We start from the raw sequence: 15,190 nt of genomic DNA on the forward strand, positions 1-15,190 counted from the left end.
GAAGAACTCCCGTGAACGCAGGGTCCGTCGTCCGGAAGAGTCGTTTCTTCGGGAGCGAAGTCAGGCGGCGACGACGCGGAGAGGGGGCGTGCCCTGCCCGGCCTGAGACTTTCGGTAGCGACGGGCGAGTTTCAGCAGATACTCGTGCGTCACGCCAAGCCCGCGAGCGACGGCGGCAGCGTCCAGTGAGGGATCAGTGGCGAAGCGCGCAATCACGGCGTCCCGGGCGGGCTTGGTCAAGGCCGCGGTGCACCCTCTAAGCGCGCCTTCTACGGCTTTATTGCTGTCCCGGTCTTGCCACGCACGCCGCAGCTCTGAACGCTCAGAAGCCAGGAGACCGCCCCGGATTCCGTACTCGTCGTCATCCTTGAGGGATTCCACGAGGCACCGGGCAGCGACGGCCAACGGGCATGACGCGCAGAGGTTGCGAGGACGGTTGAGGAAGATTCCCAACTTGGCTTTCACCGAGTCAGGGTCTTCCCGGGGACCGTCTGCGAGAGGGACGAACATGTTGATGTCCTGGTTCGCGCACCGGGCAAATTCGGCCCAGTGCTTACCCGGAGCCTTCTTCGACTCCTCTATGAGGGGCAGCCAGTTTCCCTGGTGCGCAGCCTCGATGAGGCTGGATATGTCAGTGCTCATTTGTATCTCGCGATTTTCGCAGCGCCGCGGATTGTCGCAATCGGGCGCGAGAGGAGATCAGGAACGCTTACGAGAGCGCTTAGAAGGCTGAAGCGCCATCAGTGCTGACTCGTCATCCCTCTGGGTCTTTGCGCCAGGACTGACGAAGTGCATATCTGAAATCGCGTGGAGGTCGTCCTCCGTGAACTGAACGAACTTCCCGAACTTCCGGTGCGGGAGCGTCGATATGCGCTCGCGGAGCCACTTTTCCGGAATGTTCAGCCGCTCAGCGGCTTCGCTGTACCCGATGTGCAGACGCTTGTCGCGGGAGTCCGTAGCCTGACTGCCCAACAGGGCGTCCAAGCCGCCGGCCTGGGCCAGGAGGCCGACGACGGCCGCGAGTCCCTGCACGTCCACGGCCGGGCCCGCATGCACCGGTGCCACGGCCGCCGTCACGCTTCCAGCCCGCGCAGTTCAGCGGTCCGCAGGTCGAAGGCATGCCCGCCGGAGGCCGCCCACCCGGCCTGGGGGAACGAGCGGATGATCCACCGGGCGATTGTGAGCGCCTTCGCCCGTGGGACACGAAGTGTCCGTCCACGGGCGTTCACGGCGGTCAGCCCGAGGTGAGGCCACAGGGTCCGAGGCCCCTGAAGGCGCACCTGTACGACAGCGGCTTCCGGCAGCATGGACGACAGTTGCGCTGCCAGCCGTTCGGCCGGGCCCGAAGGGATCTCCACCTTCGGGTTGCAGTCCGTAGTAGGGGACATGCGACACTCCTTTATGTGGTACGCCGCTCCGTCGTGCCGTGCGAAAGGACACGGAGTGGCCGTGCGAGTGACCAGCGCCCTTGTCGGGGGCCGCGGATCACGAGCTGTCTGGCGTCCGAGAGGTGCGAGCTCTCGGGCGCCGATGGCGTTTCGAGGGGAAGGAACGCGCCCGGTTGATGCGCGGTATCCCCTCTCCACCAAGTCGGACCACGATGGGAACCGCAGGTGGGCGAAGGCTGAGAAGGGTGCGAACCCCCTCGTTTTTCGCTAAGATGAAGCTATCTTGGTTCGCGTAAAAAGTCAACAGCCCGAGGTTTCCTCGGTTCACCACAAAAACGAGGTCCGATGCCAGCTCGCCGTTTCGACAGAGAACGTGTGCGCGCGGTACGTCGAGCCGCGGACGTGTCGCAGGCCGACGTGGCGTCCGCTCTTGGTGCTGCGGATTCGACCGTGGCGGGGTGGGAGTCGGGAGCGACGACACCCGATCAGGAGAAGTTGCCTGCTCTCGCCGGAGTGCTCAATCGGCCGCTGGACGACCTCTTCCCGCGAGACGGCTTGCCCGATCTGACCGACCTGCGGTGCGACGCCGGCCTCTACCGGTACGAGACGCGGGCGGTCATCGGAACCAAGAGCGATGGGCCGGTGGCTGGGGCTGAACAGGGCGTCCGACGGCTCAAGGACCGGTACATCCCTCTCCTGGCGGCTGCTTACGGGGTGACCGCGGACGAGCTGAAGCGCGCCCAGGACCGGTCTTTCGGAGAGGCCGACGAAGACGCCGCCGAGGCCGAGAAGGTGCCGGAGACATTGGCCGAGAAGATCACTCTCCTGCTGGAGCGCTCCTATCCGGGCCGAACCGCGCCGGGGGACCAAGAGATCGCGGACTCGGTGAACGCCTACGCGGGCTCCCAGCTCATCTCAGCCGAGGACATCGAGGCCCTACGAACGGGTGAGGACGACGAACCGGCACCCGTGGTCCTAGAAGGTCTGGCCCGGTTCTTCGACGTCTCCAAGCTGTACTTTGAGCCGAACGACGCTGTCGCCCGGCAGGTCTACGAAGGGCTCCGCCTCATGTCGGCGGCCAAGCAGGGCAAGGTGGGCCGAGTCCGGGCCCGCGGGATGGGCGACGAGGGACTGCCAGCCGATGTCCTCTCGATCCTGAACGACCTCGCCAGCGAGCTGGACAAGAAGGCCGGTCCAAGCACCAACAACTAGTGCCGCATCAGGCGACGTTCGCCCTGGACTCTGGTGATCGTCAGGCCGTTTGGATGAGCGGGGTCAACTGCACGCCGAGCTGATGTTCTGGCTCGGCGTGCGGGACACCGTCCGCGCCGAGGAACAGGTAGAAGTACTGCGTCGTCAACGGCCTCGATGGCGAGGTCTCGCCCGCAGTGGAGCCGCTCAGGGCCCCAGCAGAGTAGAAGTGCGGCAGCCACTTGGGGCCCACGATCGCCTCCACCCAGGCCCGCGCCTCCCCCGGGTCAACTGCCTGGCGAGTGCCGAGCTGCTTGTGCCGCGCGGCGACCGACAGTGTCAGCACAGCCCCTTCCCGGCCAGGGCGGTCCAGGAGTACGGCCTGGTCGATGATGTCCCCGACGATAGTGAGGACAGCATGCCGGTCGGCCACCGAGCGCACCGGTCCGAAGCGGTGCGGCACCGTCCTTCCCTCCGCCCGCAACTGCTCCAGCACGTCTTCGGGCAGGACAGAGGCCAGGCCGCTATCAGCCGGCTCCGTAGAGAACAGGTTCCGGCGAAAGCGCCGCAGCTCATCCCCCTGCTTACGCAATACAGTACGAATATCCACAGACATGCCGTCTACGGTACAAGCCGCCCTAATATGCATCGAATCACCAATGTTCCTGAAGCGGCACTGGTGCCCTGTTCCCCGGACCCGCGAGGGTCAGGAAACGGGGCATCAGGGTGAGGCTCTTACTGTCCCGTGCTGTTCGGTTCGTGGCGCAGACCGGAGGCGAACACGGTTTGGACTCCGCTCAGTGCGGAGAGATCCGCGAGCGGGTCACCGTCCACCAGGAGGAGATCCGCTCGGTAGCCGGGAGCGACCTTCCCCGTGATCCCGCCCAGGCCCAGGGCAGCAGCCGCTTGCGACGTCGCCATGTCGATGATCGAGGCGTTCGACAGACCCAGGTGCGAGTAGAACGACAGGGCCTGAGCAAGCCCGTCGAAGCCAGCACGCTGCACGCCTGCATCTGTCCCCGCGATCAGGCGGACTCCGGCGTCGGCCATCTGCCGCACCAGGTCGAACATCGCGTTGGCGCGCTCCTCGCCGAAGAAGCGCGGGAGCATCTGCCAGTGCGGGCTTACGGCCGGGCAGACGGTGATGTCCTTCGCGATGATCTGCTGAACCACGTCGGGCCGGAAGTCCAGGCCATCGCTCGACATCCAAGTGCAGTGCTCGATGGTGTCGACGCCGGCCTCTACGGCTGAGGCGATGCCGTCGGCACCGTGCGCGTGGGCCGCGACAGGCACGCCCGCTTTGTGGGCTTCCTCCACAAGGGCGGCCAGTTCCTCCGCCGTGAACTGCGACTGGTGGCTCCTGGGGCCGTCCTTCGTGAGACCGCCGCCGGTGACCATCGCCTTGATGACGCCTGCCCCGGCCGCGAGGTTGCGCCGTACGAGCTCGCGGATCTCGGTCTCGCCGGAGACTTCGCCGCCGAGGAAGTGGCAGTGCCCGCCCACGGTGGTGGCCGGGGTGCCTGCGGAGACGATCCTCGGTCCTGGTGTACGCCGATCGCTGATTTCCGCAGCCAGACGAAGCGCCAGTCCGCCGCGGTCGCCGAGATCGCGGACGGTGGTAACGCCACTGCGCAGGAGCTGTTCGCTGCGCCGCCGCATGTCCTCGAACAGGGCTTCATCCGTCGAGCCCTGGAGGGTGGACACCGGGTCAGGCCCGCCATCGAAGGCCAGGTGAACGTGAGCGTCGATGAGCCCCGGCAGCACGGTTCCGCCGAACTCGAATCGAGGCACGTCGGCCCCGGCCCGCTCTTCGATCTCCTTGCGCGGCCCGACGGCAGAGATCGAGTCACCCTCGATGAGAACGGCACCGTCTTCCAGGTAGGTCCCCGAGTCGACGAGCACTCGTCCACCGGTAATCAGCATCGTGACTCCTTGATCTTGCGAGGTCATGCGGCTGCGCGCAGTTCGTCGGATACCGCAATCAGTTGTTTCACATCCGACTCGCGGTCGCTCCCCAGCGCCATCGCGAGCGGGACCGCGCGGCGGGGCGCGGGGACCCCCTTCTCGATCCGAGCGGAGGCCCGGCGGAGCCGGGCGGCGAGCTCGGCGGAGTCGATGTTGAGGACTGTGCTGTCGTCACCCTCGTCCAGCAGGTACGGGCTGATGTCCACCAGGCCGTCGCGGCACTCCACGATGCGGCGGTGGTAGCGCCGGTGCACGCCACGGGCCCGCCATCGGTCCAGTGCAGCAGAGGATGCCGGCCTCAGCACGTTGTCCGGATACGCCTCCGCCAACAACTCCCACAAAGGCGAGAGGCGACGGTGATCACGCCGGTGTTGAAGCCAGAGTCGTAGGGAGGAGATTCGCGCTCGGGCTCCGGAGTAGGTGACACCCGCGGCGAACAGCAGGATTGATGCGACCAAGAGGAAGGCCACGGCCGCCATAAGGAGATGTGGCACGTCCACGTCTGCTGAGCGAACGGCGACGATGACGGCTCGAATCGCGCACGCTACGGCCATCGCTCCCAGACCGACGGCGGTCATCCAGAGCCCGGTGGAGTGCGGGCGTCGGGACATGCGGGCGTATCGGCGAGTCCACCGAAACGCCATGCCGAGGGCATACATGAGGTAGAGGCCAGCGCCGCCGTAGAAGAAGGCGATCTGGGGAATCGTCATGTCGGCTGTGCTGAAGCTGCCGGCGAAGACCTCGTGCGGCACCGACAGCGCAGCCACGGTGATCGCGACTGCGACGACCCCGACGAGCACGGCTTCCCTGCGTGCCCGCCGACGCCCCGCTTCTTCGTCAGCGGCGGAGTAGAGGTAGAAGCACATGAGGAAGTAGACCGTCAGGAGCAACAGGACGTTCTGGATCAGCTTCGCCGTCCCGTGGCCGGCGACGGTGTCGACTCCGGACGCGCCGCCGGGCATCGCTACGGGGTACGAGAGCGCAGCGCAGAGCAGGCAGAGGGTGACCGAGCGAAGAGGTGCGTCATGCGGGCTTCGCTTCCACTGGTAGAGCTTCCAGACCAGTGCGGCCAGGAGCCCCAGGAGCAGGAGTTCCACGAGTTACAGCCATCCTCGCCGGTCGCCAAGAGCCGCCTCGACCCGGCGCAGGGCGGGATCATCAGCCGGAGGAGTGGAGTTTGCGAGCAGGGCCGACCACTCCAGGATGATCGTCGCGACGAGTTCGACGGAGCACTCCTCGCCGTCGTCGTACGAGCAACGCTGGGCGACACGCTTGACCGCCTCGGTCCCGAAGACCGGCAGCAGGGTGGCCCACCCCTCCACATCGACGGCCGCCGCGTCCTCATCAGTGGCTGTATCGGGCGTGTCTGTCTCCACCCCGCGGGCGGAGTCCTCGGCTGCCTTCTCGTTCTCCGCCACGAGGATGTGCCCGACCTCGTGCAGGATGATCCCGTCCTGGTGCAGGTCGGTCGTCTCCTGCTGGTACAGGATCACGTCGTAGGTGTCGTACTCCGCCCACATGCCCGAGGGGCCGGGCTTGGGCAGCGGAGCTGCACGCAGAAACAGAGGGCGTCCGCGCCGTCGGCTCAGCTTCTCGCAGAGGTCGTGAACGTCGAGCGGGGGAGTGACCCCGAGATCTTGCAGCTCACGCCGAATCATCCGGTGCAGATCCTTCTCCACCGTTCGGGCCGTGGCTGTACGCCAGCGTCCAAGGCGTCGGCGGTTGGCTCCGTCTTGAGCGGGAACCTTGGGCTCCGCCGCGTCTCGGCCACTCTTATCCGACCACACTGAGTAATCCCTCCAACCGGCTGTGATGGCTCCCCGAGCCGGGCGACACCGCGCCCATGTCGATGACGTCCGGTTCCCGGCGCCGGAAACGACCGCAGTCGGCTGCACCTGCGCCCCCACTGCCCCCCCCTCGCAGGGGGAGGGATGTTAGACATCCAGGGCTCGCCGTCTGCTCGGATGTCACGTACGCGAACGCGCCCTGACGCCCCGGGCGGGGCTGCCCCGCGGAGCTCTCGGGAACCTCGTTGGACAGTACGTGAAGCATCCGACAAGACATGGCCTAAAAGTCATGATCGATTCGTGTAGACGGCAGGTAACTTCAACCAGTCAAAGCGACCTAAAACAACCTTGTTGAATCCCATACGGTGCTTTGAGCTGCTGCTTTAAGGTCTGGCGTGAACGGATCAACTTTCGCGAGTTGATAGATGACTCTGTTATCAACCTGAGACTTTCGATCGGCCTGACGCTCTCGCAAACACCCGCGAAGTGGACAAAATGGCAGATCGGAAGGGGTGTGGTGACGGTCACTCTGGGGCAGTTCGGGCAACTGTGGCGTTTACGCTTTCAGCCATGTCGAACGCGATATCCGCCCAGTCGGACAACTACCTGGAGTTCTGGAGCGAGTACCACCTGTGCACGCTGACCACGCTGCGGCCCAACGGGCGACCGCATGTTGTGCCGGTCGGTGTGACGGTGGACGCCGCCGCTGGCGTGGCCCGAGTTATCACCCGCAAATCGAGTCGTAAAGTGGCCAACATTCTCGCGAGTGGGGGCGAAGCCCGCGTAGCCGTGTGCCAGGTCGACGGCGGCCGGTGGGCCACGCTCGAAGGGGTCGCGGAGGTGTGCACCGACGAGGCTGTGGTCGAAGACGCGGTGGCCCGCTACGGAAAGCGATACGGTCGCACGCCGGCCCCAGACCCCGAGCGGGTGGCCATCCTGATTTCGATCGAACGGGCACTGGGTCAGACCTTGGGCGCCCGCCCTCAGACGGGCCAGGCCGCTGCGTAGCGTCAAGCGACCCGAGACATAGGCATATGCAGACCCTGAGCGTTACTCAGCCCTGAGTTTTCCTCAGGGGTGGGCGCTCGAAGTGGCTCTACGTTTGCGGGTCATGACAACAAGTCACGAACAGACGGAGCCCGGCGCGGCACCCTTACCGCCCGCGAAGCCGCACCCCGCGTTGAGCGCGGCTCTGCCCGACGGCACTATCCATAGCATCGTCGCGCGCCTGGCCGCCCACCTGAAGGAGCAGGGCGGAGGGCCAGTTTCGCCGCCAGCGCTGGCCCTCGGCATCTTCGAGAGGGTCGGATCGAACTGGCTGTCCGACTCGTTGCGCGGGACGATGCCGCAGCACAACGAGCCTTTCCGCCAGCAGCTCGGCCGCGAACACCCGCTGTCGCCTGGTAACCGCGTACCGCCAAGCCTCCAGGGAACCGGACTCACTGGCTTGGGCTGGCACCATCTCCTCGGCGCGCTCAGCGACCTGCACGGGAAACCAAGGCACTTGGTCAAGGAGACGAACCTCTTCTTCGCCACGGACACCGTCTTAGCCTTGATCCACCGATTTGGTGCCTGTGGGTAACTTTTGGGAAAACGAAGAAGTGCCTTGTGACCTGCGATGATGGGAGTTCTTGAGGCTTCCAGCACACACAATCAGCAAGGCACTTCCGAGATGCAAGTTTCCCATACCCGGGCGGCGGTCTCCGCTGCGTTCGACGACGAGAATCTGATCGCGCATGCCGGGCTGGTCCCGGTGATGCGGCTGGCCGAGCGGTGCGGGCTTTCGCGCCTGGCGGCGGAGAAGGTGAAGCTGACGGGGGCGGCGAACGGCGCGGGCGCGTCGGCCGACGCCAAGGTCACCAGCATCGTGGCCGGGATGGCCGCCGGGGCGGACAGTATCGACGACCTCCACGTCCTGCGACACGGTGCGATGCCTGTCGTCTTCGCGGGCATCCGTGCCCCGTCCACCCTGGGCAGCTTCCTGCGCGCGTTCACCCACGGTCACGCACTCCAACTCCACGCCGTGCACCGGAAATTCCTTGCGGAGCTGGCCGCGCATACCCCGCTGCTGCCCGGCGCCGACGCGATGGCGTTCATCGATGTCGACTCCACCCACAAACGCGTCTACGGCCGGACCAAGCAGGGCGCCGAGTACGGACGGTTCAAGGGCATCCGCACCCTGCACCCCCTGCTGGCCACGATCTGCACCCCCCGGTCGAGGCCGGTGATCGCCGCGGTGCGAATGCGCCGCGGCAAAGCGGCCGACTCCCGGGGCGCCCCGAAGTTCGTGGCCGAGGCCCTGGCCACCGCCCGGGAAGCCGGCTGCACCGGCACCCGCATCCTGCGCGCGGACTCGCAGTTCTACAACGCCGGTGTGATCGCCGCCTGCCGCCGGGCCGGAGCCCACTTCTCGATCACCACCGGCATGAACCCCTCCATCAAACGGGCCGTCCACGCCATCCCCGACCACGACTGGCAGCAGATCACGTACCCGACCGCGGTACCCGACCCCGACACCGGTGAGCTCATCTCGGACGCCGAGGTCGCCGAGATACCCGCATACACCGCGTTCACCGGCCGCAAGAAGAGCGAGCACGTCACCGCCCGGCTGATCGTGCGCCGGGTCCGTGACCTGGCCAAACCCGCCGTCGTGGGCGAGCAGGGCGAACTGTTCCCCCTCTGGCGCTACCACCCCTTCTTCACCGACAACCCGGCCCAGACCCTTCAGGCCGAGCGGGAACACCGCCACCACGCCGTGGTCGAGCAGGTCATCGCGGACAGCAAAGCCGGAGCTCTGGCCCACCTGCCGTCTGGACACTTCAATGCCAACGCGGCCTGGCTGACCCTGTGGGCGATGACCTACAACCTGCTGCGGGCCACCGGTGCACTGACCTCGCCCTTCCACGCCAAAGCCACCACCGCCACCCTGCGCACCCACCTCGTCCACGTCCCCGCCAGGATCGCCCGCTCCGCACGACGCCTCACCCTGCACCTGCCACGCAACTGGCCCTGGCAGCAAGCCTGGACACACCTCTTCGACACCGTCCACGACCCACCCCCGCCAGCCTGATCCCCTGACCACCCCGCCCACCAGGGCCCAACCGGAACCGAACACGTGGAAACGCTGGGCAGACCAGCGGCTACAGGCTGCCCAACCTCAACGGACATCCCGAACCCGGCTCAGAAATCAGTCAGAAGATCACTTTCAGACCACGTCGGTGGATCAAGGCTTAGGGATGCTGCCTGATTCGCCGGCCGTCATCCTCACCCGGGCACCCATCGGAATCGCTTCCTCATTCGCCCGAGGCCGGCTCTGGGACCGATGGCGCTACAGCGACCGCTACGCCCAGGTTGCCGCGACGGCCCGCGCCCCGAGGTGGCGTACGGTCTTCGCGCCGCTCCTCCCGCAGGACGACCCCGATCCGGCCACCGCTTTGGGGCGGCTGATCGTCGTGAACTCCCTGTTGCTCGCCCGCGCCCTCTTCGACGGAGACGAGCCGTCCCGCCGCCCCCGCCTGGTCATCCCGTACGAACAGCACGTCAGCGATCCCGGACGTACAGAAGCGGGTCTCACCCAGTTCCTCGGTATCGAAATGCCGGAACCGGCCGGTGCGTCGCCTAACGCTGCTGGCGCCACAGCTGCGGCGGACACCACCTTCGCCACCATCGGACGCAAGGAGACCTTGGTCGCCGAGTTGGCCCCCGGTGTGGTGGACCTCGTCAGCGCGGCGGTAGAGAAGACCGTTGCCCAGGCCCGCCAACAGCTCGACCCCGAAGTGACCGAGACCGTCACCCAGTGGCTAGCTGGTGACGATCAGTACGAGCTGCACGAACCCGTGCTCCGGCCCAGCCACCGCGTCCGCGCCCAACCTGCTCCCCAGCGGACGGCCAAACCGGCTTACAGGCCGGTAGGGCGATCCCAGTGGCGCAATCTGCTGGTCACCAACACGGAAATGGCCGAGCTGCTGACCATGCTGCACGCGGGCGGTGCGGTGAACTCCCGGCTCGGCACCAATCTTCTGGTCTGCCCGATGCCCCACGAACGTGGTGGACGACTCCACTACGACCCGGTCGATCGGCGCTGGCGGGTTAGCCGCGGATACGAGTCCCATCCCGCGTACTGGGTCACCTGGATCGGGGCGGCCGTCGCGGCAGCATGGTTCGGAGCGCGGTTGCCCAGCCGGGCCGAAGCCTTGGACGCCACGAAGGGCGCGCGGGCGTACAACAGCGGCTATGCCGTGGGGGACAGCTGTCCTGTGATGGAACCCGGCCTTGGCGACCGGGAGATTCACCACCTGATCGGCAACGTTCAGTTCTGGTGTGGCGATGGCCCTGCGCTGCCTGAAGCCCAGCCCTTGCAGCGGTACTTGTTCGGCGCGGCCTGGAACACTCCGAGCACCGAAGATGCGGTGTCAGCCGTCCGTTCGCGCTACCTGCTGGGCTCCTCACGAGGCGTTGGGGTCCGCTTGGTGCGCGACCCCCAAACCACCGATGCCGCCCGGCTCGGAGCTTGGGAGCTCGCGCACCTGCTCAATCAGTGGGTCGACGCCGTCAACGAGTCCGCCCGGACCACGCCAGGCGAACTCGACCGGCTGCTGATCAGTTCGATCGGCCTATAGGCCGATCGCGGACTTCGGCCCCATGTACGAACCCGCGCCCGGGAACCCGTCCCGGCAGAGCTTCACGAACACGTCACTGAAGCCTCGGTCGGGCAGGTCGTCCAGCGCCACGAACTCGACGCCTCGGATCGGCCGCGTGTCCGCACCCTCCTTGACCGCTCCGATCTCCCCGCCCACGATGCGGGCCTCGAAGGTGATGTGAACGACGTGAGCACTCGTGTTGTCGCACAGATACAGCAACCGGCCCACTTCAACCTCGGCGCCGGTTTCCTCCCGCATCTCTCTGATCAGCGCCTCTTCCAGAGCCTCGCCGTCCTCGACCTTGCCGCCAGGCAGGGACCAGGTCCTGGGGCCGTCGGTGTCCTGGTTGAGCACCAGGATCTTGTCGTCCTCGATGACGATGCCCGTCACACGTGTATGCATCCGCCGACGCTATCGCTCGGGGGACCGGCCCGAAGGGGACACCGATGAAACGGCCGTCAACCTCCGCCGCGCCACCGGTGGTGATCGCCGCCGGGGGATTGGGCACCCGCGTAGGCAGTTGGTCACCGTACCTGCCCAAGGAGCTGCGGCCTGTCTGTGGCCGGCCGGGCCTCGCGCACATCGTGGATGAGGTCGCTGCCATCGGGAGTGATCGCGCCGTGGTAGTCCACCACCCGTACTACACGCCGCTGATCGACTGGACCCGCCAGGTCCTTGCTCCAGGGGCTTTGGCCCGCTATCAGAGCCTCACGAACCAGCTCCCGGTGCAGCCCCGAGCCGCCGATCATCTGCAAGTCGACTTCATCGCCCAACACGGCCGATACGCCGATGTCACGTCCGTGTTGAACGGTTCCGAACACCTGCGCACGGGGGAGTTCTACGTGGTCTTTGCTGACAACGTCGACCCGACCCATACAGCGCTGTCCGCCCTCGTCACAGCGACTCCGTCGGCCATTCCGGCGGTTCTGGCGGCACCGTTCGACGCCAACGCGGCAAGCAGCCACGGAGTGATCGTCTGTACTGGCGAGGGGCCGGTGCAGAGGATGGTGGGGCTGGTCGAGAAACCCGACCGAGACGAGACGATCCGCCTGGAGGCGGAGTGCGGCATCGCCAACCTCCGACTCCTTCAAGGCCGGATGAGAGTGACGCCGAGGCTGCTGCGCTACCTGGCGGTAGTCGCTCAGAGCACGAGCAGCGAGCCGAAGCTTTCGTTGGCCTTGGCCTCGTACGCGAGATCGCATCGCGTTGATGTGGTAACCAATACGAAGCCCTTGACGGATCTCGGCGTACCGAGTCCGACGAGAGAACTGGTGCCGGGCCACTGACCACAGAGGTGGGCACGGACCGGTGCTGACGCCAACGAGGCCGCTCGTGGGCCACCGTCACCGCTTTGCTGGCGCAAGGGGTGTGGGTCGGAACGCGTATCGGCAGTCTGGCAAGGCGGGAAGGGGTTTGGTCGAGGTCGGAGATTTCCTCCAGCAACGTGTGTCGGTCCCGTGTTGACGCGTCAACACGGGAGCCTGATCGAGGCAGATAGAGCAGGATGCAGGAGGATGGAAACAGGGCCTAATGTCCCGGTTCTCCGGCGTTTCCGCAGGTCAGAGCGATAACGATTTTGGGTTCGAATCTCCTAGGCTCCACAGTGAAAGAGGCCCCCCGGCCTGCGGAAGCGCAGGCCGGGGGGCCTCTTTTTGGCTTTCGGGGCGGGGTCAGTCCTCGGTGAGCATGCCGGCCCTGAGAGTGGCCAGGGTGCCGGTCAGGAGGCGGGAGACCTGCATTTGTGAGACTCCGAGCTTCTCGCCGATCTGCGCCTGGGTCATTTCCTGGCCGAAGCGCATCTCGACGATGCTGCGGCGGCGGTCGTCGAGTGCGCCGAGCAGCGGGGCGAGCGTCTGGAAGTCCTCGACCAGTTCCATCGCCGGGTCGTAGTCGCCCATGGAGTCGGCGTACGTGCGGCCACTCTTGTTGACCTGACCGTCGTCACCGCTGTCGGAGGGCGTGTCCAGCGAGCCGGCGGTGTAGCCGTTGGACGCCACCAGGCCCTCGATGACCTCGTCCTCGCTCAGCTCCAGATGCGCGGCGAGTTCGGCGACGGTGGGGTTGCGGTCCGGCGTGACGGCCAGCTGCTCCTTGGCCTTGGCCAGCTCGACGCGCAGCTCCTGCAGCCGTCGCGGAACGTGCACGGCCCAGGTGGTGTCGCGGAAGAACCGCTTGATCTCGCCGATGATGTACGGGATGGCGAAGGTGGGGAACTCGACTTCGCGGGACAGGTCGAACCGGTCGATGGCCTTGATCAGGCCGATCGTGCCGACCTGGATGATGTCCTCCATGCCCTCGTTGCCGCGGCTGCGGAAACGGTTCGCCGCGAAGCGGACGAGGGACTGGTTCATCTCGATGAGGGTGTTGCGGGCGTACTGGTGCTCGTGGGTGCCCTCTTCGAGGACCTGCAACTGGTCGAAGAAGAGCTTCGACAGCTCCCTGGCGTCCTTCGGGGCGATCTTTCCGGCGTCCTCGATCCACGGCAGTCCACCCACGAGCCGCTCGTCGGCGCCCGGGGACCCGGCGGAGGTGAGGTGGTGGACGGACAGTCCTGCGGACTGCGTGGGTATGGACACGTCATCACCTTTGAGATCGTCGGGGTGGTTGCCGAGCTACGTATGCCCCCGAATCCCGGCGCCATTCGCTTTGCGCTGTCCTGCCCCGATCTTTTTTGACCACTTGCGTTCGTGGCTCGGCGGTGGGCCGGGCTTGCCCGAACCCGGCGACCGGGGCGCGGGCGTGGGCGATACTGAGCGATGTGACAATGCGACGGGACTCGGGGGGTCTGGTGAATCATCCGCGCACGACAGCCGGGGAAGCGCATGAATCGTCCCCGGCCACCCTTGAGGTCCGCCCGCTGGCGAACCGGTCCGGACTGAGTGCTGCGGGGGAGGTCAGCTTGACCACACACCCGACGTGGGCGCGTGCACTGGATGCCCTGGCCGACCGCCAGGAGGACGTCTATCTGGACCTGGCCCGTCTGACCTTCGTCGATGTGGCCGGGGCCAGCACGCTGGCCGCGGCGGCCCTGGTCCGCGGGGCCGGCCGGCGGATGGTCGTCGAACGGCCACCGCCCTCGCTGCGGCGGACCTTGGACATGTTCTGGCCGGACCTGGCGACGATTGAGGTGACGGGATGACGACCAGCGCGATGCCGGTGACGGCGGCGGACGAGTCGTTCGTACACCCGGCCCTCTTCTACCGGGACGACGCCACGTACCTCGCCGGCACCCTCCCGTTCATCGACGCCGGACTGGCCGCGGGTGAACCGGTGGCCGTCGCCGTCCCCCGGCCGCGCCTCGACCTGCTGTCGGCCGAGCTCGGCGACCGGGCCGGGAAGATCCGCATGATCGACATGGCGCAGGCCGGACGCAACCCGGGGCGGATCATCCCCCGCGTGCTGCGCACCTTCGCCGACGCCCACCCCGGCAGCCGGGTGCGGATCATCGGTGAGCCGATCTGGGCCGGCCGCAATCAGGCCGAGTATCCCGCCTGCGTCCAGCACGAGGCGCTGATCAATGACGCCTTCCGGGACCGGGCGGCGACCATCCTGTGCCCGTACGACGTCACACGCCTCGACGCGCAGGTACTCGCCGACGCCCACGCCACCCACCCGGTGCTCATAGAGGACACGGTCGAGCGGCCGAGTGCGGCCTATGACCCCGACCGCACCGTGGCGGCGTACAACCAGCCGCTTCCCCGGCCGCCGGGGCTGTCCGCCTTCGTCTTCGACAGCGGGCTGCTGCCCGACGTGCGGGCGCTCGCGTCCCGGCTGGCCGCCGACCTCGGGCTGGCCGCCGAGCGTCTCGACGATCTGGCGCTGGCGGTGGCCGAGTTGACCACCAACAGTGTGATCCACGGTGGCGGTACCGGCACCCTGCGCATCTGGGCCGAGGACGGTCAGATCGTGTGCGAGGTGCACGACCGGGGCCATCTCACCGACCCGCTCGCGGGCCGGCGGCTTCCCCCACCGAGCAGGCCCGGCGGCCGTGGCCTGCTGCTGGTCAACCATTTGAGCGACCTGGTGCGCACCCACACCACGGCGAACGGGACCACCACCCGGTTCTACCTCGACCGCACGCCCGCTCGCTCCGACAACCGCTAGGTCGGTTTCGGCGGGCGCGCCCGCGGACAGGTCCGGGGTCAGTACCGTTTCCGGGGGGCGCCGGGGTAATCTGCCTCGTACTTTTGTCGTAGGGCAACGATCCAGGACCGGCTGG

Annotated in this window: 17 protein-coding genes; 8 read left to right on the plus strand and 9 right to left on the minus strand. The window is 66.9% G+C overall.

Annotated elements, in window-relative coordinates; all coding sequences use genetic code 11:
• Positions 1 to 60 precede the first annotated feature (60 nt).
• From ACLLJJ_RS18320 to ACLLJJ_RS18330, 3 genes are read right to left on the minus strand one after another with little or no spacing between them, the layout of a single operon-like run.
• Positions 61 to 642, minus strand: coding sequence for a WhiB family transcriptional regulator (locus ACLLJJ_RS18320; protein ID WP_434592605.1), 582 nt, complete (start codon positions 640 to 642; stop codon positions 61 to 63).
• A gap of 57 nt (positions 643 to 699) precedes the next feature.
• Entirely contained in the window at positions 700 to 1,038 is a 339-nt protein-coding gene (locus ACLLJJ_RS18325; RefSeq protein ID WP_434592608.1) for a hypothetical protein, read from the minus strand.
• 35 nt (positions 1,039 to 1,073) lie between these two features.
• Positions 1,074 to 1,388: a transcriptional regulator gene (locus ACLLJJ_RS18330; protein ID WP_251059953.1), complete on the minus strand. Its 315-nt coding sequence runs from the start codon at positions 1,386 to 1,388 to the stop codon at positions 1,074 to 1,076.
• A gap of 375 nt (positions 1,389 to 1,763) precedes the next feature.
• Here ACLLJJ_RS18330 and ACLLJJ_RS18335 point away from each other — a divergent pair, with 375 nt between their 5' ends.
• Positions 1,764 to 2,600 carry a helix-turn-helix transcriptional regulator gene (locus ACLLJJ_RS18335; protein ID WP_434592611.1) on the plus strand — a complete coding sequence of 279 codons (837 nt, stop codon included), beginning with the start codon at positions 1,764 to 1,766 and terminating at the stop codon, positions 2,598 to 2,600.
• Positions 2,601 to 2,640: 40 nt separating this feature from the next.
• On the opposite strand, the gene ACLLJJ_RS18340 is transcribed toward ACLLJJ_RS18335, so the two are convergent.
• The 4 genes from ACLLJJ_RS18340 to ACLLJJ_RS18355 all read right to left on the minus strand — a co-directional run bounded on the left by ACLLJJ_RS18340 (position 2,641) and on the right by ACLLJJ_RS18355 (position 6,202).
• On the minus strand, positions 2,641 to 3,195 hold the full coding sequence (locus tag ACLLJJ_RS18340; RefSeq protein ID WP_434592614.1) for a hypothetical protein: 555 nt from the start codon (positions 3,193 to 3,195) through the stop codon (positions 2,641 to 2,643).
• A gap of 119 nt (positions 3,196 to 3,314) precedes the next feature.
• Entirely contained in the window at positions 3,315 to 4,502 is a 1,188-nt protein-coding gene (locus ACLLJJ_RS18345; protein WP_214967305.1) for an amidohydrolase family protein, read from the minus strand.
• Positions 4,503 to 4,525: 23 nt separating this feature from the next.
• Positions 4,526 to 5,641: an MAB_1171c family putative transporter gene (locus tag ACLLJJ_RS18350; RefSeq protein WP_434592617.1), complete on the minus strand. Its 1,116-nt coding sequence runs from the start codon at positions 5,639 to 5,641 to the stop codon at positions 4,526 to 4,528.
• A 3-nt stretch (positions 5,642 to 5,644) separates the two neighbouring features.
• Positions 5,645 to 6,202, minus strand: coding sequence for a hypothetical protein (locus tag ACLLJJ_RS18355; protein ID WP_434592620.1), 558 nt, complete (start codon positions 6,200 to 6,202; stop codon positions 5,645 to 5,647).
• Between the two features lie 699 nt (positions 6,203 to 6,901).
• Between ACLLJJ_RS18355 and ACLLJJ_RS18360 the strand changes: the two genes are divergently transcribed.
• The 4 genes from ACLLJJ_RS18360 to ACLLJJ_RS18375 all read left to right on the plus strand — a co-directional run bounded on the left by ACLLJJ_RS18360 (position 6,902) and on the right by ACLLJJ_RS18375 (position 10,950).
• On the plus strand, positions 6,902 to 7,339 hold the full coding sequence (locus ACLLJJ_RS18360; RefSeq protein WP_434592623.1) for a pyridoxamine 5'-phosphate oxidase family protein: 438 nt from the start codon (positions 6,902 to 6,904) through the stop codon (positions 7,337 to 7,339).
• A gap of 103 nt (positions 7,340 to 7,442) precedes the next feature.
• Positions 7,443 to 7,913, plus strand: a complete 471-nt coding sequence (locus ACLLJJ_RS18365) for a hypothetical protein (RefSeq protein WP_434592625.1) — start codon at positions 7,443 to 7,445, stop codon at positions 7,911 to 7,913.
• A 90-nt stretch (positions 7,914 to 8,003) separates the two neighbouring features.
• Positions 8,004 to 9,401 carry an IS1380 family transposase gene (locus ACLLJJ_RS18370; protein WP_434588185.1) on the plus strand — a complete coding sequence of 466 codons (1,398 nt, stop codon included), beginning with the start codon at positions 8,004 to 8,006 and terminating at the stop codon, positions 9,399 to 9,401.
• A gap of 166 nt (positions 9,402 to 9,567) precedes the next feature.
• Positions 9,568 to 10,950 (plus strand): hypothetical protein, encoded by a 1,383-nt coding sequence (locus ACLLJJ_RS18375; RefSeq protein ID WP_434592627.1) that lies wholly within the window; start codon positions 9,568 to 9,570, stop codon positions 10,948 to 10,950.
• Here the strand turns inward: ACLLJJ_RS18375 and ACLLJJ_RS18380 are convergent.
• Positions 10,945 to 11,373, minus strand: coding sequence for an NUDIX domain-containing protein (locus ACLLJJ_RS18380; protein WP_401594201.1), 429 nt, complete (start codon positions 11,371 to 11,373; stop codon positions 10,945 to 10,947). The genes ACLLJJ_RS18375 and ACLLJJ_RS18380 overlap by 6 nt on opposite strands.
• A gap of 44 nt (positions 11,374 to 11,417) precedes the next feature.
• On the opposite strand from ACLLJJ_RS18380, the gene ACLLJJ_RS18385 reads away from it, so the two are divergent.
• Positions 11,418 to 12,257, plus strand: a complete 840-nt coding sequence (locus ACLLJJ_RS18385; protein ID WP_434592630.1) for an NTP transferase domain-containing protein — start codon at positions 11,418 to 11,420, stop codon at positions 12,255 to 12,257.
• Positions 12,258 to 12,641: 384 nt separating this feature from the next.
• Here ACLLJJ_RS18385 and ACLLJJ_RS18390 read toward each other — a convergent pair whose 3' ends face one another.
• Complete coding sequence (locus tag ACLLJJ_RS18390) at positions 12,642 to 13,520, minus strand: RNA polymerase sigma factor SigF (RefSeq protein WP_434600449.1); 879 nt, start codon at positions 13,518 to 13,520, stop codon at positions 12,642 to 12,644.
• A 326-nt stretch (positions 13,521 to 13,846) separates the two neighbouring features.
• On the opposite strand from ACLLJJ_RS18390, the gene ACLLJJ_RS18395 reads away from it, so the two are divergent.
• Positions 13,847 to 14,110: an STAS domain-containing protein gene (locus tag ACLLJJ_RS18395; protein ID WP_434600450.1), complete on the plus strand. Its 264-nt coding sequence runs from the start codon at positions 13,847 to 13,849 to the stop codon at positions 14,108 to 14,110.
• An 11-nt stretch (positions 14,111 to 14,121) separates the two neighbouring features.
• The gene (locus tag ACLLJJ_RS18400) at positions 14,122 to 15,075 is read left to right on the plus strand and encodes an anti-sigma factor RsbA family regulatory protein (RefSeq protein WP_434600451.1); all 954 of its coding nucleotides are present in this window, start codon (positions 14,122 to 14,124) and stop codon (positions 15,073 to 15,075) included.
• Positions 15,076 to 15,190: the final 115 nt, after the last annotated feature.

It is taken from the genome of Streptomyces sp. A5-4, from assembly GCF_051131715.1.
GTDB lineage: Bacteria > Actinomycetota > Actinomycetes > Streptomycetales > Streptomycetaceae > Streptomyces.